The 20,064-nt window shown below is 60.0% G+C and carries 24 protein-coding genes; 15 read left to right on the forward strand and 9 right to left on the reverse strand.

Features of this window, described 5'->3' with window-relative positions; genetic code table 11:
* Positions 1 to 118: 118 nt before the first annotated feature.
* Positions 119 to 400: a DUF2249 domain-containing protein gene (locus tag HNQ95_RS27035; protein WP_067964992.1), complete on the forward strand. Its 282-nt coding sequence runs from the start codon at positions 119 to 121 to the stop codon at positions 398 to 400.
* Between the two features lie 46 nt (positions 401 to 446).
* Here HNQ95_RS27035 and HNQ95_RS27040 read toward each other — a convergent pair whose 3' ends face one another.
* Complete coding sequence (locus HNQ95_RS27040; protein WP_067964990.1) at positions 447 to 857, reverse strand: hypothetical protein; 411 nt, start codon at positions 855 to 857, stop codon at positions 447 to 449.
* 405 nt (positions 858 to 1,262) lie between these two features.
* Between HNQ95_RS27040 and HNQ95_RS27050 the strand changes: the two genes are divergently transcribed.
* Together HNQ95_RS27050 and HNQ95_RS27055 are read left to right on the forward strand one after the other, a co-directional pair.
* Positions 1,263 to 1,508 (forward strand): DUF2249 domain-containing protein, encoded by a 246-nt coding sequence (locus HNQ95_RS27050; protein WP_067964988.1) that lies wholly within the window; start codon positions 1,263 to 1,265, stop codon positions 1,506 to 1,508.
* Positions 1,509 to 1,511: 3 nt separating this feature from the next.
* On the forward strand, positions 1,512 to 2,648 hold the full coding sequence (locus HNQ95_RS27055) for an NnrS family protein (protein WP_083948677.1): 1,137 nt from the start codon (positions 1,512 to 1,514) through the stop codon (positions 2,646 to 2,648).
* A gap of 11 nt (positions 2,649 to 2,659) precedes the next feature.
* Here the strand turns inward: HNQ95_RS27055 and HNQ95_RS27060 are convergent, their stop codons facing one another.
* Positions 2,660 to 2,884: a hypothetical protein gene (locus HNQ95_RS27060; protein ID WP_182575674.1), complete on the reverse strand. Its 225-nt coding sequence runs from the start codon at positions 2,882 to 2,884 to the stop codon at positions 2,660 to 2,662.
* A 45-nt stretch (positions 2,885 to 2,929) separates the two neighbouring features.
* Positions 2,930 to 3,394: an RrF2 family transcriptional regulator gene (locus HNQ95_RS27065; RefSeq protein ID WP_067964985.1), complete on the reverse strand. Its 465-nt coding sequence runs from the start codon at positions 3,392 to 3,394 to the stop codon at positions 2,930 to 2,932.
* 395 nt (positions 3,395 to 3,789) lie between these two features.
* On the opposite strand from HNQ95_RS27065, the gene napE reads away from it, so the two are divergent.
* The 8 genes from napE (at position 3,790) to HNQ95_RS27105 (ending at position 10,607) form a co-directional block, all read left to right on the forward strand.
* On the forward strand, positions 3,790 to 3,942 hold the full coding sequence (napE, locus tag HNQ95_RS27070) for a periplasmic nitrate reductase, NapE protein (protein WP_154386989.1): 153 nt from the start codon (positions 3,790 to 3,792) through the stop codon (positions 3,940 to 3,942).
* Positions 3,943 to 3,951: 9 nt separating this feature from the next.
* Positions 3,952 to 4,437 carry a ferredoxin-type protein NapF gene (locus tag HNQ95_RS27075; protein WP_083948676.1) on the forward strand — a complete coding sequence of 162 codons (486 nt, stop codon included), beginning with the start codon at positions 3,952 to 3,954 and terminating at the stop codon, positions 4,435 to 4,437.
* 4 nt (positions 4,438 to 4,441) lie between these two features.
* Positions 4,442 to 4,705 (forward strand): chaperone NapD, encoded by a 264-nt coding sequence (locus HNQ95_RS27080; protein WP_067964980.1) that lies wholly within the window; start codon positions 4,442 to 4,444, stop codon positions 4,703 to 4,705.
* Positions 4,702 to 7,206, forward strand: a complete 2,505-nt coding sequence (napA, locus tag HNQ95_RS27085; protein ID WP_067964978.1) for a periplasmic nitrate reductase subunit alpha — start codon at positions 4,702 to 4,704, stop codon at positions 7,204 to 7,206. Before HNQ95_RS27080 ends, napA begins: the two co-directional genes overlap by 4 nt.
* Entirely contained in the window at positions 7,176 to 7,667 is a 492-nt protein-coding gene (locus HNQ95_RS27090; RefSeq protein ID WP_067964975.1) for a nitrate reductase cytochrome c-type subunit, read from the forward strand. The genes napA and HNQ95_RS27090 overlap by 31 nt, the downstream gene beginning before the upstream one ends.
* A 3-nt stretch (positions 7,668 to 7,670) precedes the next feature.
* Positions 7,671 to 8,378, forward strand: coding sequence for a NapC/NirT family cytochrome c (locus tag HNQ95_RS27095; RefSeq protein ID WP_067964973.1), 708 nt, complete (start codon positions 7,671 to 7,673; stop codon positions 8,376 to 8,378).
* Between the two features lie 145 nt (positions 8,379 to 8,523).
* A complete protein-coding gene (gene nirK, locus HNQ95_RS27100; RefSeq protein ID WP_067964971.1) occupies positions 8,524 to 9,627 on the forward strand; it encodes a copper-containing nitrite reductase in 1,104 nt (367 codons plus the stop codon).
* A 65-nt stretch (positions 9,628 to 9,692) separates the two neighbouring features.
* On the forward strand, positions 9,693 to 10,607 hold the full coding sequence (locus tag HNQ95_RS27105; protein WP_310327998.1) for a formylglycine-generating enzyme family protein: 915 nt from the start codon (positions 9,693 to 9,695) through the stop codon (positions 10,605 to 10,607).
* Between the two features lie 279 nt (positions 10,608 to 10,886).
* On the opposite strand, the gene HNQ95_RS34245 is transcribed toward HNQ95_RS27105, so the two are convergent.
* Together HNQ95_RS34245 and HNQ95_RS27110 are read right to left on the reverse strand one after the other, a co-directional pair.
* Positions 10,887 to 11,159, reverse strand: coding sequence for an MFS transporter (locus tag HNQ95_RS34245; protein ID WP_246340997.1), 273 nt, complete (start codon positions 11,157 to 11,159; stop codon positions 10,887 to 10,889).
* Entirely contained in the window at positions 11,068 to 12,165 is a 1,098-nt protein-coding gene (locus HNQ95_RS27110) for an MFS transporter (RefSeq protein WP_246787003.1), read from the reverse strand. Before HNQ95_RS27110 ends, HNQ95_RS34245 begins: the two co-directional genes overlap by 92 nt.
* Before the next feature lie 617 nt (positions 12,166 to 12,782).
* Between HNQ95_RS27110 and HNQ95_RS27115 the strand changes: the two genes are divergently transcribed.
* Entirely contained in the window at positions 12,783 to 13,529 is a 747-nt protein-coding gene (locus HNQ95_RS27115) for a DUF1194 domain-containing protein (protein ID WP_067964967.1), read from the forward strand.
* Positions 13,530 to 13,579: 50 nt separating this feature from the next.
* The gene (locus HNQ95_RS27120; protein WP_067964965.1) at positions 13,580 to 13,849 is read left to right on the forward strand and encodes a hypothetical protein; all 270 of its coding nucleotides are present in this window, start codon (positions 13,580 to 13,582) and stop codon (positions 13,847 to 13,849) included.
* A gap of 16 nt (positions 13,850 to 13,865) precedes the next feature.
* Here the strand turns inward: HNQ95_RS27120 and HNQ95_RS27125 are convergent, their stop codons facing one another.
* Together HNQ95_RS27125 and HNQ95_RS27130 are read right to left on the reverse strand one after the other, a co-directional pair.
* The gene (locus HNQ95_RS27125) at positions 13,866 to 15,041 is read right to left on the reverse strand and encodes an NnrS family protein (RefSeq protein ID WP_067964963.1); all 1,176 of its coding nucleotides are present in this window, start codon (positions 15,039 to 15,041) and stop codon (positions 13,866 to 13,868) included.
* Positions 15,042 to 15,133: 92 nt separating this feature from the next.
* Entirely contained in the window at positions 15,134 to 15,577 is a 444-nt protein-coding gene (locus HNQ95_RS27130; RefSeq protein WP_067967011.1) for a pseudoazurin, read from the reverse strand.
* 350 nt (positions 15,578 to 15,927) lie between these two features.
* Here HNQ95_RS27130 and HNQ95_RS27135 point away from each other — a divergent pair, with 350 nt between their 5' ends.
* Positions 15,928 to 16,347 (forward strand): universal stress protein, encoded by a 420-nt coding sequence (locus HNQ95_RS27135; RefSeq protein ID WP_067967008.1) that lies wholly within the window; start codon positions 15,928 to 15,930, stop codon positions 16,345 to 16,347.
* A 118-nt stretch (positions 16,348 to 16,465) separates the two neighbouring features.
* Here HNQ95_RS27135 and HNQ95_RS27140 read toward each other — a convergent pair whose 3' ends face one another.
* Both HNQ95_RS27140 and HNQ95_RS27145 read right to left on the reverse strand, forming a co-directional pair.
* Entirely contained in the window at positions 16,466 to 16,663 is a 198-nt protein-coding gene (locus HNQ95_RS27140) for a hypothetical protein (RefSeq protein WP_067964961.1), read from the reverse strand.
* Between the two features lie 11 nt (positions 16,664 to 16,674).
* Entirely contained in the window at positions 16,675 to 17,517 is an 843-nt protein-coding gene (locus HNQ95_RS27145; protein ID WP_067964959.1) for a ferritin-like domain-containing protein, read from the reverse strand.
* Between the two features lie 260 nt (positions 17,518 to 17,777).
* Between HNQ95_RS27145 and HNQ95_RS27150 the strand changes: the two genes are divergently transcribed.
* The gene (locus tag HNQ95_RS27150) at positions 17,778 to 20,051 is read left to right on the forward strand and encodes a NosR/NirI family protein (RefSeq protein ID WP_067967006.1); all 2,274 of its coding nucleotides are present in this window, start codon (positions 17,778 to 17,780) and stop codon (positions 20,049 to 20,051) included.
* Positions 20,052 to 20,064: the final 13 nt, after the last annotated feature.

Raw genomic sequence — 20,064 nt, forward strand, 5'->3', positions numbered from 1 at the left:
GTTTGCGCTTGGACAATCTGCGGCCGCGCATGCCGCATTAAGTTGCCCGCGCCTGTCGAGAATGGAACTGGGCCCCTCTCGGCATGGGTTTAGTTGGAAGGCCGCAGGACAAAGCTACATGGCAGTTGCAGACAACGATTCCATCCCCGTCATCGACGTTCGGGCCATCCCCCGTCCCGAGCGGCATCCCCGGATTTTTGGACAGATCGAATCCTTGGCCGAAGGCAGCTGTTTCGTGCTCATGAACGATCATGACCCGCGTCCGCTGCACTATCAGCTGGAGGTGAGATATCCCGGACTTTTCGATTGGGAATATCTGGAGCAGGGCCCAGAAACCTGGCGCGTCCAAATCGGACGACGCGTTCAGTCGGGCTGCGGGTGCTGCTGCGGCGACGACTGACAGATTGCGGTGCGGGCGCGCAATTGGCCCCGCACCGCTCCACTGCCTACTGCACCGAGACCAGTTCTTCCAGACTACGGCCATTGGGACAAAACTCAGCATAGGTCGCCGCGAACGACGAGTCCTTCAGGCGGGCACTGCAGCGCCGCCGCTCCGGGCAGAGCATGCACGTCCTGCGCATGTCCTGGTTCCATTCCGGGTGGCGGGCCTCGAACTTGTCGTAATCCACACCCACTGACCTGAACGCCTCCGGCAGTAGAATACGTGAAGCAAAGGCATACCGCATTGCGGTTGAGAAATCTGTGGTTGTCAGGCCGACCTCGAGAAGCAATCTGCTGCGCTCGCGTTGATCTAGACCTTCCACTTCGCGCAAGGCCCTTCGACGCTCCCGCCAATCCTGGTAGCGCTCAACGGCCGAACTCCAGATCGCATACGCTTTAACAATCGGAACAGTCATGGAAGCCTTCTCCTCCTTGGGTCACCATGGCAACTCGAATTGCCGTTCCTAGCGCGTCCCAGACATCCTTTCCTTGTGATGAAACAAACACTCATGATTCCGGTCGGCGAAGGCACAAGGGGAAGCATCGCCTATCTGGTCCAGCGCCAGACTTCTCGAAGCCACCAGCGGGCGACGAGGAATCGGATCCTGCTGGAGCGCCGCCTGGTCCTCCGGAGTTTCAAGACCGCCTGTGAGGAGGCGTTCAACATCTAAATTGCTCGCGAGATGTCTGAATGGGCAGGCTGGACAAGATGGATCTCCTTTTTTCCCATCCTACGGGAACAGCCTCCAAGCTCTTTGATGCAGCGCAAGGAAACGCACATCGAATCCTGATGCGGTGGCGACGACAAATGGGAAATCACCATGGGCTTGACGTACGATGTCCGGAAGTTGCCAGCTGCTCTGAAAAAGGCAGCAGTCTTGTCGGCCTTCGACGGGCTGTATCCCGGCCAATCGTGTGTGGTCATCTGCGATTTCGACACTTCCCGGCTCGAAAGTCAGTTCAAGGCTTTCTTCGACGACGAGCATAGTTGGGTGTGCTTGCAGTCCGGGCCACCCCATTGGCATATTCAGATCGGTAAACGCGCCACCGATACGCAGCGCAGCTGACCCTTGTTTTTCGGCAGCCAGCCATTTCGTCCCTTTTTCGCCGTCGCTTCGCTGGATGCGCTTTTCGGAGCCGCGATTTGGACCCCCGCGTTGTCATGGGCACAGCCTTGGCTTGCGGGCCCGTCGGCCGGCGACTGGCATCGCCAAGCTCTGCTGTACGGCACGTTTCCTGCCATGCTCGCGGGCTTCCTCTTGACTGCCCTTCCGCGTTGGACTGGGAAGGCAGGGCCGCGGAACGCGGTGACGAAATTCCTTCTGGCGCTGTGGTTCGCCGCGCGCGGATCTTACGTCCTTGGGCCGCACGGCACCGGGCCAGCTATCGCGGCAGTTTTCCTGTCTGCGCTCACCCTGACGACGGCGGGGTATGTTATCTCCTCGAGGGATCGTCGGAACTACAAGATAGTCCTGCTGCTGTTCGGCTTCTCTGCCAGCGCAGCCATGACCGCGGCATCATATCCAGTTGATCTCACGCTGCGTCTGTCGCTCGCGACGATGACAGGTCTGCTGATGGTCGTGGGCGGTCGGGTCATTCCTGCGTTGACCGCCGCGTATCTCTGCAATTCCGGTGCTCCGTCAGTGCCTGCTCCCTTGGCTGTGATGGAGAAGGGATCGGCGGCAGCTGCGGCATTGGCGCTGTCTTTTTGGATCGCAATGCCCGACGCGCAAGTCACCGCCGTCGCCTGCGCGGCATGTGCCTCGCTCCAGCTGGCGCGGGCGACGCAATGGCGAGGCTGGCAGGTTCGTTTGCCCGCAGCGGTCGCGGCGCTCCATGTGGGATACTGCTGGATCGGGCTGGGCTTCGCCTTGCTGGCCCTGCACATATTGGTGCCGTTGCATGTCAGCACGGCGGCCGCGGTGCATGCCTGGACCGTAGGGGCGTTCGGAACGATGTCGCTGGCCATCATGGGGAGCATGATCCGGAAGCACAGCGGACTCGCTTTCGCCCGGTCAATTCGCGCCACGGTAGCCTACGCGGCGATGACGGGCGCGGCGGTCGCTCGCGTCGGGGGCGAACTCATCGCCAGCCAAGGTTCAGTCCTCCTGGTGTTGTCAGGCGGGCTTTGGCTCGTTGCGTTTCTGCTATTTATCGCAGCGTTCCATCAGCCATTACTCGTCCGCGGATGCCCACCGGGCCGCTAGACGCTGCTTCGTCAAGTTCCTGTGGAACTCTTGGGGGGCTTGACCGTGAACCAGTTTGGCATTGGTTGCCGCGAACGTCCCATTCGACCCCCTGCATCGATCGCATCCTCAAGATCCTGGGTATAGTAGGCTGTCTCTTCGCTACCTCCGGAATAGTTGAGGCGGATTCGTCCGTCCCGCTTGCTCATGAGTATCCCCATGGCGCGAAGGCGTTCCTGGGCTTCGCGATAGTTCATGATTGCCCCCTATGTCTTGCCTGCCCCCAAAATGCGCAGCAATGATCACGCGGCGACGGTGCCTTGAGCGTTGCTGACTGCGGAAAGATCGAGAATTGTCCTGAGCACGTCCCCGTTGTGAACTAGATCGGCGAGAGAGTAGCTGTCGAAGACAGAAAGATAGGCTCCAACCGCTGCGCGAACGACGTTTCGCAACTTGCACTCGGGTGTCAGCACGCAGCCTTCGCCGTCCGCCATGCACGCGACCACAGGGAAGCCGTCTCCCATGGCGCGAACCACAGTGCCGACATTGATTTCGGTGGGCGCGAGCGCCAGGCGAACGCCGCCGGATCGGCCGCGCGCGGTCGACACCAGCCCCAATCTCCGGAGGTTTAGGGTGACTTTAAGCAAGTGGTTGCGCGAAATGCCGTAGCTTTCAGCAATGTCGTTTACCGTGCTGGTCCGGTCGGAATGCACGGCCAGGTAAATCAGCATCCGTAGCGCGTAGTCAGTATGAAGTGTCATGCGCATGGTGTGGTTGCTCTTTCGTCCGCTGCCCCATCTGGGAACGTGGGCAGGAAGTCGCGTATGCCTGCATGGTCACACTTCACCGCGCCCGCAGACGCGCCTCCGCAGCTACGGTTGTTCCGCGACGGCTGGGCTTGGTCGAGGACGGTTGAGTCCACCCTAATGCAGCGCCTTCTAAAGCCCTCATAATGGTATTGCGAATACCACTTTTATGGCTAGTCTGGTGCGATGACAAGAAAGGGCCGTGTGGGAGCACGCAGTCGTGATCGGCAGTTACGTTCCAGACATAAAGACGATCTAAAGATCTTCGGAGAGGTACCAAGGATGTCGGACACGCTCGACGTCTAGGGAGAGGTTTCATGGCTCAAAACACACCCGATGAAGCGCTCGTGCCCGATATGCGGCGCAAGCGACGCAATGAGCTTTTCGCCTTTCTTGTTTTGGCCTTTGGAATCTGGCCCGTTGTGGCCGTCGGCGTGGTTGGCGGCTACGGATTTCTCGTCTGGATGTTTCAGATTATCTTTGGCCCACCCGGGCCGCATGGCGGCTGAGGTGCACAAATGAGCGCCGCCGACATCACCAGACGTTCGTTTCTCGCCGGACGGAAGTCGTCTCCTCCTGAAATTATGGCTCGTCCGCCAGGGGTGGTGGAGCTTGCCCTATGCACGGGGTGCGGAGCATGCGTCGATGCCTGTCCGACGACCATCATTTCGCTCGCAGGAAACGTTCCGTTTCTGGATTTCGCCAGCGGTGAATGCACCTTCTGCGGAAGGTGCGCTGCAGCCTGCCCTGAACCCGTGTTCGGCAGCGAAGTTCCCCGGCGGTTTGCTCATGTGGTCTCGATCGGGTCGTCGTGTTTTGCGAGCAATGGGATCGCGTGCCAATCTTGCAGGGACGCATGCCCGGAAGAAGCCATCCGGTTTCAGCCCCGCGTCGGCGGCCCGTTCCTGCCTGTCCTGAATGAAACCGCTTGCAGCGGCTGCGGAGGATGTATCGGCGTCTGCCCCGCCGGGGCAATCACGATCTCGGAACGAAGCAAGGGGTAAGTCCATGCCGGAACTGCGCATTCGCCATATCTCCAGCGCGGTCGTGACTACGCTTCCCCATAAGGCGGACAGCGTTGCTGTCCTGCTTGCGGCAATGGAAGGGGTCGAGGTCAGGGCCAGGCACCAAGGTAAAATTGTCGTCGTGATTGATGGCGACAGTACCGGAGCAATGGGCGACTGCCTGACGCGGATGGCGTTGCTTGACGGGGTGGTCGCGGCGAACATGGTTTTTGAACACATTGAAGAAGCGGAGGTCACGGGACAATGACGACCGAACTGACACGGCGCGAGGTTCTGAAGGCCCATGCGGCTGGCATCGCGGCTGCCGCAGCCGGAATCTCCTTGCCGGCTGCCGCGCAGCCGGTCCCCGGTGGAGTGAGTGCCCTCGAGATCAAATGGTCGAAAGCGCCATGCCGATTCTGCGGCACCGGGTGCGGGGTCATGGTCGGAGTCAAGGAAGGCCAGGTCGTTGCCACGCATGGCGACATGCAGGCGGAGGTCAACCGTGGCCTGAACTGCGTGAAAGGATATTTCCTTTCCAAGATCATGTACGGGGCCGACAGGCTGACCACGCCGCTGCTTCGCAAGCGGAACGGGGTCTTCGACAAGGAGGGGGAATTCGAGCCAGTCTCCTGGGATGAAGCCTTCGACGTGATGGCCGAGAAGTGCAAGCAGGTGCTGAAGGAGAAGGGGCCTACCGCCGTAGGGATGTTCGGCTCCGGCCAGTGGACGATCTTCGAAGGATATGCAGCGACCAAGCTGATGCGAGCAGGGTTCCGCTCCAACAACCTCGACCCCAATGCGCGGCATTGCATGGCGTCAGCAGCCTACGGATTTATGCGGACGTTCGGCATGGACGAGCCGATGGGCTGCTACGATGACTTCGAGGCCGCCGACGCCTTCGTGCTGTGGGGTTCGAACATGGCCGAGATGCATCCGATCCTGTGGACGCGCCTGGCGGACCGCAGGCTTGGGCATCCGCATGTGAAGGTTGCAGTTCTGTCGACCTTCACCCACCGCAGCATGGATCTGGCCGACATTCCGGTGATCTTCAAGCCAGGGACCGATCTGGCGATCCTGAATTACATCGCGAACCACATCATCGCGACGGGGCGGGTCAACGAGGCGTTCGTGCGCGAACACACGACCTTCATGAAGGGCGCCACGGACATCGGGTACGGTCTCAGGCCTGAACACCCGCTGGAAATCGCGGCGACGGGCGCGGCCGATGCGGGCAAGATGGAGCCGATCGGCTTCGACGAGTTCAAGGCTTTCGTGGCGGAATACACGCTGGAAAAGACTGTCGAACTGACTGGCGTTGAACGCGAGTTTTTGGAGGAACTTGCCGAGCTTTACGCGGATCCGGCCCGGAAAGTCATGTCGCTCTGGACGATGGGGTTCAATCAGCACGTCCGCGGCGTGTGGGCCAACCAGATGGTCTACAACATCCACCTGTTGACGGGCAAAATCTCGGAGCCGGGCAACAGCCCGTTTTCGCTGACTGGCCAGCCATCGGCGTGCGGAACCGCCCGCGAGGTCGGGACCTTCGCGCATCGCCTGCCCGCCGACATGGTGGTTACCAATCCCGAGCATCGGGCGCATGCCGAGGAAATATGGAAGCTGCCGCACGGTCTGCTGCCCGACAAACCCGGATACCACGCCGTGCAGCAGGACCGGATGCTCAAGGACGGCAAGCTCAATTTTTACTGGGTGCAGGTTAACAACAACGTTCAGGCGGGGCCAAACAACAGCCAGGAGACCTATCCCGGCTACCGCAATCCCGACAACTTCATCGTCGTGTCGGATGTCTACCCGACCGTGACCGCCTTGAGCGCGGACCTGATCCTGCCGGCTGCCATGTGGGTGGAGAAGGAAGGCGCGTACGGCAATGCCGAGCGCCGAACCCACGTCTGGCACCAATTGGTGCAGGCAAAGGGGGAGGCCCGCTCCGACCTCTGGCAGCTGGTGGAGTTCTCGAAGCGTTTCACGACGGACGAGGTCTGGACTGCGGAGATCCTCGACGCTAACCCGGAATATCGCGGCAAGACGCTCTTCGACGTCCTGTTCCGCAACGGCAATGTCGACAAGTTCCCGGCAGCCGAAATCAACCCTGAATACGAAAACGCCGAGGCCAAGGACTTCGGCTTCTACCTGCAGAAGGGCCTGTTTGAGGAGTACGCCGCGTTCGGCAGAGGCCACGGTCACGACCTGGCGCCCTACGATCGCTACCACGAAGAGCGAGGCCTGCGTTGGCCCGTGGTGGACGGCAAAGAAACGAAGTGGCGGTACCGCGAGGGCTACGACCCTTATGTCAAGCCGGGCGAGGGGGTACGGTTCTACGGCCGTCCGGACGGCAAGGCGGTCATCCTGGCCGTGCCGTACGAGCCGCCAGCGGAATCGCCTGACGACGAATTCGACCTGTGGCTTGTGACTGGCCGCGTTCTCGAGCACTGGCATTCGGGCTCAATGACCATGCGCGTGCCAGAGCTATTCAGAGCGTTCCCCGGGGCGCGGTGTTTCATGAACGCCGACGATGCGCGAAAGCGCGGCCTCAACCAGGGCGCCGAGATTCGCATCATCTCGCGCCGGGGCGAAATTCGGTCGCGGCTGGAAACGCGAGGCCGCAACCGCATGCCCAGCGGAGTGATCTTCGTGCCATGGTTCGACGCTAGCCAGTTGATCAACAAGGTTACGCTCGACGCTACCGATCCCATCTCCAAACAGACGGATTTCAAGAAATGCGCGGTCAAGATCGTATCGGCCGCTTGATCAAGCGGCATAAGCTGGCGGCGGCGCTTGTTGCCGTTGTTTTACTCACGGGAACTGCGGCGATCGCTCAGATGGCCTCGGAACTGACAGGAGCGACTTCGCCCATGGAGTCGCTGCCCGCCGACCCCCTGCCAAAGTGGGTCGTTGACGACATCCGCAAGATGCGAGCCTATCCTGACCAGCCTCCGGTCATCCCGCATTCGATCGAAGGCTATCAGCTCTCGGTCAACACCAACCGCTGCCTGTCGTGCCACAAGCGCGAGTTCACCCAAGGGTCGGGTGCGCCGATGATTAGCGTCACCCACTACCTGACGCGCGAAGGCCAGATGATCGCCGACGTGTCACCGCGGCGGTACTTCTGCACGGCGTGCCACGTGCCGCAGGCAGACATGAAGCCACTGGTGGAAAACTTGTTCAAGGACATGAGCGAGATGGGCGTCGAACCCGCCGGGAGCGAGTAAACGATGCAATGGATCAAGAAACTCGTTCTCTGGGCGTGGGGCATTCTTACCACTCCGGCGGCAACGCTCGGACTGGGCTTTCTGACCCTCGGAGGCTTCGTTGGCGGCGTCATTTTTTGGGGCGCCTTCAACACGGCGCTTGAGGTAACCAACACCGAGCAGTTCTGCACGTCGTGCCACGAGATGAAGAACAACGTGTACGAAGAGCTGACGCGGACAGTGCACTTCTCCAACCGCTCCGGCGTGCGCGCCTCCTGTCCAGACTGCCATGTGCCTCACAAATGGACTGACAAGATCGCACGCAAAATGCAGGCCTCCAAGGAGGTGTGGGGCAAGATATTCGGGACCATCGACACCAGGCGCAAGTTCCTGGATATGCGTCTCGAGCTCGCCCAGCATGAGTGGGCGCGGCTGAAGTCCAACGACAGTCTTGAATGCCGCAACTGCCATTCTTCCGTGGCAATGGACCTGTCGAAACAAACCACGCGCGCGGCCGAAATTCACACCCGTTACCTCCTTTCAGGCGAGGCGACGTGCATCGACTGCCACAAAGGCATCGCTCACGAGCTTCCGAACATGGAAGGCGTCGACCCGGGCTGGAAGGTGCCGCCCGAGCTGGAGGGACAACAGCTGCCGCAATCCACGGCGATCGATGAACTTGAACGCCTGATGACGAGCTATCACCCGGCTTCGCATAGCTTCGCGAAGTGACGACCAGACCCTGGCGTAACGTGATTTCGGTCGAAATTGTCGCACCCTATGGTTGCGGCGGCGATGATTGCGCCAGAACAAAGAGCAGGATCGGGACCAGTCATATCGTTCTCCTTGTCGAAACGACATTCACAAGGAGATTTAAATGTTCACGCGACGCGAAGCCCTCATCGGAGCAGTCGTAGCGGCTGCCGCGGCGGCCGCGATACCTGCCTTTGCGGCCCAGGCACAGACCGCGGACATCGCGGCCCTTCCTCGCCAGAAGGTATCGCTCGTTGCACCGCCCTTCGTCCATGAACACGACCAGGTGGCCAACGGCGGCCCAAAGGTCGTCGAGTTCACGATGAAGATCGAAGAAAAGCCGATCGTGATCGATGACGAAGGCACCACGCTCAGGGGCATGACGTTCAACGGCTCGATCCCCGGACCGATGATGGTCGTGCACGAGGGCGACTACCTGGAACTCACTCTGGTCAATCCGGAGACGAACGAAATGCCCCACAACATCGACTTCCATGCCGCGACGGGCGCGCTTGGCGGCGGGGCGCTTACGCACGTCAATCCAGGCGAGCAGGTAACGCTGCGGTTCAAGGCCACGCGCACCGGGACGTTCGTCTACCACTGCGCGCCGGAAGGCATGATCCCGTGGCACGTGGTTTCGGGCATGAGCGGGACCGTGATGGTCCTGCCGCGTGAAGGACTGAAGAATGAAAAGGGCGAACCCGTTCGCTACGACAAGATCTTCTACGTCGGAGAGAACGAGTTCTACATTCCGCGGGACGAGAATGGCAAATACAAGAAGTATGAGTCCCTCGGCGAAAGCTATGACGACACGCTCAAGGTCATGCGCGGCCTGATCCCGACCCACGTGGTCTTCAACGGCAAGGTCGGCTCCCTCACGGGCAAGAACGCCATGACGGCGAAGGTCGGCGAAACCGTCATGATCGTCCACTCGCAGGCCAATCGCGATACCCGGCCGCACTTGATCGGCGGGCATGGGGACTATGTCTGGGAAGAAGGCAAGTTTGCCAACCCTCCGGCAAAGGACCTTGAGACCTGGTTCATCCGTGGCGGATCCGCAGGTGCTGCGCTGTATACTTTCCTTCAGCCCGGCGTCTACGCGTACGTGAATCACAATCTCATCGAAGCTGTCGAACTGGGTGCGACTGCTCACTTCACTGTCGAAGGCGAGTGGAACGACGACCTGATGAAACAGGTCGACGCGCCCAGACCGATCCCGATGAACTGACAACAGGACCTGAACAATGGAAGCGAGCGCGACCCGTCGGATTGCCCCCGGCGGGTCGCGTTTCGTTGAAGGCCACCACCATGCCAGTCAATACGCTAACATTAATCGGCAGCGCTGCTGCCATCATGACGGCCGGAGCCGTTGCCCTGCTGAATTGGACTGACGGTCCGAAACATAGCCAAGCTCGCACTCCGGCAGCGATCACCGTCGCGGCCGCGCCTGGACTCTTCTCGCACGCCGAGCCTGGCGAATTTCTGATGAACGAGCGCCCTGTTCCAGCACCGCGAAAGCGGGTCGCCATCAGTCAGCCACTAGAAATCATGAAGTATCAAGTGAGCCTGGACGAGTACGAGCGCTGTGTCAGCCTCGGCGCCTGCGAGGCAGCCGATGCTGAAGGAAGCGGCGACGTTCCGGTCACTGGAGTGAGCTACCTCGACGCCGAGGCATATGCTCGCTGGTATTCCGAGGCGACCGGAGAGACATGGCGGTTGCCAACTGATGAGGAATGGGCGCATGCCGCCAGCGAACGGTTTCGGAGCGACATCGAACCGTTGGAACAAGACGCGCAGAATCCCGCTCGCGCCTGGCTGTCGAGCTACCAGCGGGAGGTGGACTTGGAGCGGAAAGCAGACCCTGTGCCGAGGAGCCGCGGCTCTTTTGGGGTGAACTCCAAGGGCGTGGCAGACATCGCGGGCAACGTCTGGGAATGGACGTCGACATGTTATGCTCGTGTCACCATGGCCGCAGACGGCAAGGCCGCCGAAACGTCTATTGAGAATTGCGGTGTTCATGTCGTCGAGGGATTCCACCGGACATACATGTCGAACTTCATCCGTGATGGAAAGAGCGGTGGATGTGCTGTCGGCTTGCCGCCCGACAATCTGGGCTTCCGGCTGGTGCGGGAACGGCCTGCTGCCATGACCATAGCCGATTTCCAGGCGCAGATCCGGAGGCTACGGCGCGAAATGTTCGGCGCCTGACTTCCCATGCCGAACACGTGATCCGGCGCACGCAGGGTGGTTCATTGACAATGCAGCCAGTCAGTTTTTCTATACTCCGGCGGGATTTGGGGGTTTTGGCGTTGGGGGCGTGCTTCCTCAAAGAGAGCGAGCAATACACGAGAGTGGAACTTGTGCATCGGCTACTTGAGAATATGGGAGACACCGCCGAGGCTGCCCGTCAGACCTTCGAGTCTGAGCACGGCTGGAATGGCATTCTTGGAGGCTATGCAGCGGAGGTGCAACGAAAAGCGGCCTGAACTATCCCGTGGAATGGTTGGCCGATACATGATCGGCCACTGCCGTCAGCCTTTCCCGCATTACCAGCGCCGTAATCGCCCCTGAAAGAAAAGTGAGCGCTGCAATCGACCCTATGGCCCAAGGAAGTCCGAAGGTATCGGCGATAAGTCCGGCCGACAGCGCTCCGATGGCGTACCCCAGATCACGCCAGAAGCGGTACACGCTCAGTGACCTGGCGCGCCACGAAGGGTGTGAGGCATCCGAAACAGCCGCAATCAGGCTGGGGTAGACCATTGCCGTTCCCAAGCCGAGCAACAGGCTTGCCACCAGCCACCAGCCACCAGCCGAAGTCCCTGGTGAGAGCTGTCATCATGAGTGCCACTGCCTGCACCCACATTCCAGCAACGATCAGACCCTTCCGCCCCCAACGGTCGCTAAGCGGTCCAGTCAGCACTTGAAACAGTCCCCACACCCCAGGGTACACGGCCTTCAGGATGCCTATCTTCTCCACGCCGAGTCCGTTGGCGGCGAAAAAGAGCGGAAAGATGCCCCAACTCATACCATCATTGAGGTTGTTGACGAGCCCCGCCTGCGAGGCCGCAAAGAGATTGCGGTCGCGGAAGGTCGTCAGGGCGAACACTTCCCGAAAGCTGAGAGGGGATTCTTCCTTTGGATGGTTCGCCATTTCCAGTTGGACATGGGGGCGGGTGTCGCGCACCAGCAGAACCGACAAGGCCAACCCGAGAACCGCGTACACCACGCCAACATAGATCGGAATTGGTCGTAGACCATATCGCCCCGCGAGGTACCCGGAGAGGAATGCGGTCAGGCCAACCGCGAAGTAGCCTGCGAACTCATTGAGGCCGACGGCGAGGCCGCGACCCTTGGGACCGACGAGGTCGACCTTCATTATCACGGTCATCGACCAAGCCAGTCCCTGGCTGACTCCCAGCAATGCATTGGCGGCGATAATCCAGCTCCAACTGGGTGCCCAAAGGATCATGAAGGGCACCGGAAGGCCAAAGAGCCAGCCGAGGATGAGCACGCGCTTGCGCCCCCATCTGTCAGCGAGTTGGCCGGAGAGTAGATTAGCGAAGGCTTTTACCACGCCGAAGCTGACAATGAATGAGACGACTAATGTCGTCGAGGCAATGCCAAATACTTCGGAACCTATGAGTGGCACCACAGTGCGCTCAATGCCCACCATGCCGCCGACAAAGGCATTGATCACCACAAGCAGGGCAAACTGCCGCCAGTTTTGCTTGAGCCCGAGGGCGATCCGCGGAGATGATTGGATCACTGCGCAATCCCGGAGTTCGCAGCCCGCGTCTGAGTGGCGTTGGGCGGAGGTGGGGGGATTTCGACCGTCATTGCCGCTATGAATGCATCCTCGTCCTCAACACGATGCGTCTTATAGCACATCTAGATGTTGAACTCCTCGGATCGCCTAGCTCTTTCGGCTACCTGTCATAAGCTCGAAGCGAGGCGTAGCATTAGTCCTGTTCACCTCAGGGATTTGGGGGGCCAGATGGGCGTGGTGCGGTTTCGTACCAGAGACGCAATCGGGAACCTTTTAGGCTCAGTTGCGGTTGCGACAGCCCTCGTTCTGGCGATCAATCACGACCAGGCGCAAGCCCACGGAGCCGACACCGGTTGGACCTATCCTCCGGCATGCTGCGGGGGTGACCCCATTGAGGGAGATTGCCAGCGAATACCCTACGCTGCGGTCAAGACAAGGCTGAACGGCTTCGTTGTGACCCTCTACCCTGGCGATCATTGCCAGATTACACGAAGGCAGACGTTTCTGATCCCATATGGAAACGAAATTGCGTCGGGAGAACGCGATTATCACATCTGCCTTCATCCCACCAAGAGAGACGCAAACTGCTTCTTCGCACCTCCAGACGGTGCCTGACAATGAGCGCGAACCTCGCTGCCCCGCTGGGAGCGATGCTTGCTGCATCGGCGCTTTATACACCGCAGGCAAATGCTGCTGACGTTGATGCGGCGATTGTGTTCGCGGTCGACGTCTCGGCATCCATCGATCCCGCCACCGCCAACCTGCAACGCGAAGGCCATGCCGCAGCAATCTCTTCGCCCGAGGTCGTCGCAGCCATTACCCGCAACAGCACCGGTTGCATCGCAGTAACCTATGTCGAATGGGCAAGTTCTGGGCATGCGCGTTCGGTGGTGCCGTGGACAAGTGTCTGTGGCCTTAAGGATGCGCAAGCCGTGGCGTCGATCATCCTGAAGGAAGGCGATAGAGGCCTCGGATGTGAACAGACGTGCGCGACCTCCATTTCCTTCGCCATCGATCTCGGCTGTATGCTGCTCGACAGTTACGTTGGATCAGCCGCCAGCAAGGTCATCGATATCTCGGCCAATGGCACCAACAATGACGGCTTGCCCGTTGCAGTGAGCCGACGGCGGGCGATTGCCAAGGGTTACACAATCAACGCAATCGCCATTCCCGAGATGATACTCAGCGTTGTTTACGATCTCACCGAATATTTCGACAACAATGTCATTGGTGGTCCGAGAGCATTTGTCATCGCGCCATCCACGACAACCGACTACGCGGCAGCGCTCCGCCGAAAACTCGTTGCTGAGATCAGTCTGTCGATCCGGCCACCCAGCAAGGAAATGGTCGTCGTCCGAGAGTAACGTCCCGGTCGCGGATCACTCCTCGCACCTCTTCTTTCGAATTCTTGTGGATGAAATTTCCGGCATTCGGTAGCAAAACCACCAGTTCTTACCCTATCCGATCCGTGTACCTGCGGCCGATAAACCATCAAGGATTCGCTCGGAAGCTCGACCAAGGAGAGAACGCTCTCGCCAGATGGAACGAGCTCCAGGCCGATTTCATCGATCTGCTGATCGACCGGAACCACCGTTCAGGGCGCTTCATGGAGGAGTACTACTTTAGCCAGTGTCTGAAGCGGGTGCTCCATTTCGGTGACGACACCCGCGTCACGCTGCTGTAGCGGAACTCTGCACCTGTTACGTTAGTTTGGGTTGCAACAAAGCCTTCCCGAAGAGCGCTGCGAATCCCAGGAACGCGACCGACCATGCCGCTCCTGCGATCTCGATCAGATGGAGTTCCGGGAGAAAGACGGCCGCAATGCGCAAACCTGCAGCCGCGATGATGGCCGCAAACAGGAAAGCTGCTCCGTGTCCTGCCTTTAGCGGCCGCCCGGTGTGACCCAGCGTGGCGCGTACCATGACGGAAAGTGTCATGGCGCCGATGGCTCCGCCGCCAAGGGCATGTATCCCCGCTGCGACAGGCAGGCTCTCGGGAAGCACGATAGAAGCCGCCAGGAGAGTGAAACCCACCGGAATGAATCCATAGGCGAGGTGGAGGACCAGGACCAGTGGATCCTTGATGGTCCGGTCACCGGCCCATCGCGCCAGGCGTACCGACTGCAAAGCGGCCGCCATCCCTAGCGCAACGGCCGTAACTACGCTGGTTGGAGCGAAGCACCATGAGGCGAGCGCAAGCGCGCCGACTGCAAGAGAGACCACGTCGAAGCGATTGAAAGGCACGGGAAGGCGTCCCGGATTCTGCCGGACAAGCCAGTTCCGCGTAAAGCTCGGTATGATCCTTCCGCCGATGATCATGACCAGCAGCACCGCGGCGCTCATGCCAAGCCGTCGGCTCGTGTCGGAAAGGCCGAGATAATGAGCTTCAAGGTGGAAACATACGTTTGCTGCCAGAAGCATAGCCAGCGGCAGCAGCACTTTCAGATTGCGCCAGTTTCGGCCCGCAACGATTTCAATGGTGGCCGCCAGAGCCACTGCGCCAAGGAATGCCGCGTCCACCATCGCCGCCACTTGCCAGCCAATGGCAGACGAGAAAAACACCGCGAGGCGGCCTGCGATCCAGATCACCACGAGACCCAAGAGGGGAAATCCCTGAACGGGCAGGCGGCCCGTCCAGTTCGGAATGGCAGTGAGCAGGAAACCAGTGACGATCGCCGCCAGATAGCCGAACAGCATCTCATGAACATGCCAGTCCAGTGGCGCCAGAAGGCTGTAGGTCTCAAGGTGGCCAGCATAAAGCGGGAGCCAGAACAGGATCGAGAGTCCCGCGTACAACGACCCGAGCAGAAAGAATGGCCTGAACCCGTACGACAGTATTGCTGGTCCTTTGTAGGACCGTAGTCTTGGAATTCCCATTCTTGCGACTTTCAAAAAAAGAACCGGGCGGTCAAGAAATGTCCGCCCGGTCGGCCTCAGCGAGGGTAATTGAGGCCAGGAGGAGAGCGTAATTACTTGGCGGCTACCGCCTGGCCGAAGAGTTCGGCGAACGCTGCCTTGGCCTTCCCGGTCTGCTTGACGGCCTTGGCCGCATCGGCGTTGACTGGCTGGCCGACAACCACGAGGGCGACCATGCCCATGCCGTAGTGGGGAGTGCACTTCACCCCGTAGACGCCTTCCTTGTCGAGGGTCACCGTGATCTCCTCGTTCATCTTACTTTTGAAATCGGCGGCGCCTTCAGGGATCATGCCCTTGATGGACTCGGCGTTGTGCGACTTATCGGTCGGCACGAACTTCACTGTGTCGCCAGGCGCTGCCTGAACGAAGTTCGGCTGAAAGACCATTGCGCCCTTTTCGCCCTTGTTGAGCATTTGGACCACGTGTTCCGCAGCATTGGCGCCGCCAGCGAATACGAAGAGCGAAACGGCAGTCGTGAGGTGGAGGAGGAATTTCATCATATGCCTTTCTAGCGATCTGTGGCTGCGTCAGCAGTTGCCTCTCACTACTCCGATTGCCGTCGAGGGAATTTGCGATTGCGCAAATTCGGCAAGAAAACCTTGGAAGTGGTGCGACCTCGGGATGGCTAACTACCGAAGACGGTTGAAGTTCGATGTTTGTGGGAGGTTTGGCCCCTCGGAGAAGGAATTCGCGGATGGTAGTTCGCGCGACGCGAACCGTCTTTCCCCCAGAGGGTAACGGGCAAGACTCCCGCAAGACGATTGACACAGATCAATCTATTTTTTCTTCTTGGGGTACACAGTGCCGTACGCACGATAGCCACAAAACCGCAGCAGTGGAGGTAGTTTTGTACACGAACATTCTCATAACCACGGATGGCTCGGAACTTGCGCAGAAGGGTGTCGACCACGGCCTGACGTTAGCGAAGAGCCTTGGCAGCAAAGCGACTGTGATAACGGTGGCGGAGCCCTACCCACTGCACAGCCCCGCTACAATCGGGTCATGGACTGAAGCTCAGCAACATCATGCTGATGCTGCCTTGAATTTGGCAAAAGAAGCGGCCGCTAAGATGGGCGTGACCATCGAAGTAGTGCTGGCGTCGCATACATCGCCCGCGGAAGCGATCGTCAAAACAGCACAAGATCGGGGATGCAACCTCATCGTTATCGCATCCCACGGCCGACGTGGTGTGAGCAGGCTTTTGCTCGGAAGCCAAACCGCGGAAGTTGTCCACCTCTCCAAGATTCCGGTGCTTGTCGTACGGTAGAGCCGTGCGAACTACCCAGGCCTGCAGTGCCGCGCCGACGCCAAGCGCCAGCGCGGTCTGCCATTGCACGGAGCGCCGAAAGATAGCTATCGCCTCTCTGAGGAGACGCGTCCAAGCGCTATTGATTTGTCGCCAAGTTTCGAGCTTCGGCGCGGGCAACAATTAGCTGTCGCAGCTGGGCTTCGTCCATCCCGCTCGCCGGAAGTTGGGCGATTATGTCAGCAACGGCCGCAACGACAGAAATTACATTCGGTGGACTGATGAGGTCGAGATAACGGTCGACCGCATCGAGGGCCTCTTTCTCATATTTGTCCATCTTTGGTCCTGTCAGCGGATCGCGCTAAGGCAGTGAACCGTAGCAGCCGCGAACTTCTGGGCGCGATTGCGTTCCGATTCAGTCGGAAGCCGTTCGCCGAAATCGAGATAGCAGTCCAGGAGCAGCTCGCAAAGTGCCGCCATCCCCAGCGAGCCTGCGCTTGGTGTGTTTTGCAGCAGGGGCGAATGGCCAAGCGGCGATCTCGCCAGGCTATCCGCGCGCATCCGTGCTTGGCGCGCAAGCTCCCGCAGCCGTGTTCCCTCGGCGGCAGTTCCGCGGGCAGCTGCGACTTCAAGCTGTTCGGAAAGCCGAAGCTCCATCTCGTCCCAAGCGAAAGCCGTCCTTCTGGATGCGGTCCGCTGCTTGTGAAACGCCAGCCTTCGCTCCCGGCGCAACGTGGCTACGTGCCCCAGCTCCTCCCTCGCCATCGTCTCCGCTGCCTCCCGCAACTCGTTTGTCGGTGCGCGCGCGGCCATGTAGGTCCAGAAGACAAAGGCGCGCTCTTCGTTGCGCACCGCCATCGAGAACGCCCGATAGCCGTTCAGCAGCTCGGGTGCGATGGTTCCCGCTCCCTCATCGTCGAAAACGTCGGAGAGCTGCCAACTGATCCGTGATTGTTCTGGCTGCTTGCCGCTGACCTGGTGGGACCAGTGCGTGACGTTGTCGATGTGTTGCCTTTCCTCCGCGGCCAATCTGTCAAAAACGCCGGCGAGATCGGTCCGGCCTTCCTTGCGCATTCTGGAAGACAGTTCTGAATAGCCCGAGGCGGCCTCCTGCTCCATCGCATAGGCGAGGGCGATTAGCTCGTCCATCGTATCGACGGACACATAGGGCTCCCATTTCAGAACCGACATGAACTTCCTCCCAGCACGAACTTTGGAACAACCTAGAACGGGATGCTGACCTTCAGTTTGCGCTGGATCAAAGACGCGCGGGCTTAAGCCGTCTTTATCGCTCTCGAGCCAGCGACCTGCATGCGGTTGCAGTCTCGTCGCGTGGGCAACCACCCCGTGGGCAAAAGACGAGCCTTGGCGAAGTCGCTAGGCCGAACCGGAATTCGATCGTGACAAGCGCATTTCTCCCCCAAGCCAAGAAGGCAGCCGCCAGAACCTTGATGGCCGCCTTGGCAGTTACTGCAATCGCCTTCGTTATTTTTGGGCAACGGGCTGACGCTTCAGCGGCGAGCCGGGTTGCCGAATTCTTGCCCAAGGCGCAGCCCGGCGAGTTCTTCCAAGGCGCCGAACGGTTCGGCGAACTTGCAGGAGAGCCGCCGCTCGCCCCTGTATATCGAGGCGACGACATCCTGGGGTACGTCTACCTCAATTCGGATTTCACCAGCGCGGTCGGCTATTCCGGCAAGCCGATCCATATCCTGGTCGGCATTGACAAGCACGGCGTTGTCCGTGGGTTCAAGCTCGTTGACCACAAGGAGCCCATCGTCCTCATTGGCATCCCCGAGAAAAAGGTGGTCGCCGCGCTGAACGCGCTCATAGGCAAGGACATGGGGCGGGTAGCAGCGGGCGCTGAGCGACCGCCCCAGGTGGACATCGTCAGCGGCGCAACGGTTACCGTGCTCGTGATGGGCGACAGCATCGTGCGGTCGGCGGTTAAGCTGATCCGAAGCAACAGACTGGGGGAAGCAGGACTGGCGTCCGCTCCCGCCCACGCTGCGACGACGAAGCTCGACCTGTCCAAACGCGAAGTCCACGATTGGGAGGCTCTCGTCGGGGACGGCTCGGTCCGAAAACTGCAGCTGTCGGTGGGCGAAGTTACCGAGGCGTTCAAGCAGGCTGGCTTGGCGCAGGCCGCCGCACGGCCTGAATCGAACACTCCAGGCGACCGTTTCATCGAACTTTACATCGCTCCAGTCAGTGTACCGTCGATAGGCCTCAGCCTGCTCGGCAAGAGCGGGTTCGAGCGGATGCAGTCGATGCTAAAGCCTGGCCAGCAGGCGATCGTTGTTGCCGGGGACGGGCTCTATTCGTTCAAGGGATCCGGATACGTCCGGGGAGGCATTTTCGACCGGATCGAACTCCTCCAGGATGGACAAGGAGTACGCTTCCGCGACCGCAATCACTCCCGCCTCGGCGATCTGGCAGCGGCCGGCGCACCGCGGCTGCGAGAGATCGCATTGTTCGTCGTGCCGCCGGAGTTTTCGCTGGACCTGACCGAGCCTTGGGAACTGCAGTTGCTGGTGCAGCGCAGCTTTGGCGCACGCGAGAAGGCGACGCTTCCCTTCAACGTCGGCTATACGCTGCCGAAACAATACCTGACCGTGAATGAGCCGCCGGCACCGCCGGTGGCTCAGTCACAGCCTTCGACAGCCGCATCGCCCGCAGCCCAGCCTGACGCCAGCGCCGGAACATTTCCAGACGAAGAGCCGCTCTGGGTCAGGATGTGGAAGATGAACACCGTGTCTATCGGCATCACGGTGTTAGGGCTTCTTGTCCTTACCGCCATTTTCTTTTTCCAGGATTGGCTTGTGCGGCGGCCGAAGCTTTTTGGCTGGGTGCGTCGCGGCTTTCTGTTGTTCACGCTCGTTTGGCTCGGCTGGTACGCCAATGCGCAGCTGTCCGTAGTCAATGTGCTGACCTTCACAAACTCCCTGATTACCAACTTCAATTGGGAGTTCTTCCTTTCCGCGCCCCTCGTTTTCGTCTTGTGGGCGTCGGTCGCGGCAGGCCTGCTGTTTTGGGGGCGCGGGCCGTTCTGCGGCTGGCTTTGTCCCTTCGGCGCCTTGCAGGAGCTAACCAACAATCTGGCCCAATGGCTGAAAGTGCCTCAGCTGAAGGTGCCTTTCGGGCTGCATGAGCGGCTGTGGCCTATCAAGTACATTATCTTCCTAGGGCTGTTCGGGCTCTCCTTCTACTCCGTCGCGCTGGCAGAAATGTTCGCGGAGGTCGAGCCGTTCAAGACGGCCATCATCCTTAAATTCGCGCGGGAATGGCCATTCGTGATCTTTGCGCTGACGATCGTGTCACTCGGACTTTTCGTCGAGCGGTTTTACTGCCGCTACCTCTGCCCGCTGGGCGCAGCGCTCGCCATCCCTGGCCGGATCAGGATGTTCGAATGGCTCAAGCGCTATCCGGATTGCGGCTCGCCGTGCCAGCGCTGTGCCAAGGAATGTCCGGTGCAGGCAATTCATCCGGAAGGCCAGATCAACGTCAACGAATGCATCTACTGCATGCATTGCCAGGAACTCTACCACGACGACCATCGCTGCCCGCACATGATCCAGGTGCGGCTGAAGCGCGAAAAGTTCCAGGCGCTTTCGTCGCCTTCCTTGCGCAGCGACAACGATCGCGGACCTGCAAAGCCTGTAATCACCCATCGGGGCGCTCCAATTCCCCCAGCGCCGGGGAAAGCCGAGCCGACGAAACAGCCATGAGCGAAAAAAGGAG

This window comes from Aminobacter ciceronei (assembly GCF_014138625.1).
Classification (GTDB): Bacteria; Pseudomonadota; Alphaproteobacteria; order Rhizobiales; family Rhizobiaceae; genus Aminobacter; species Aminobacter ciceronei.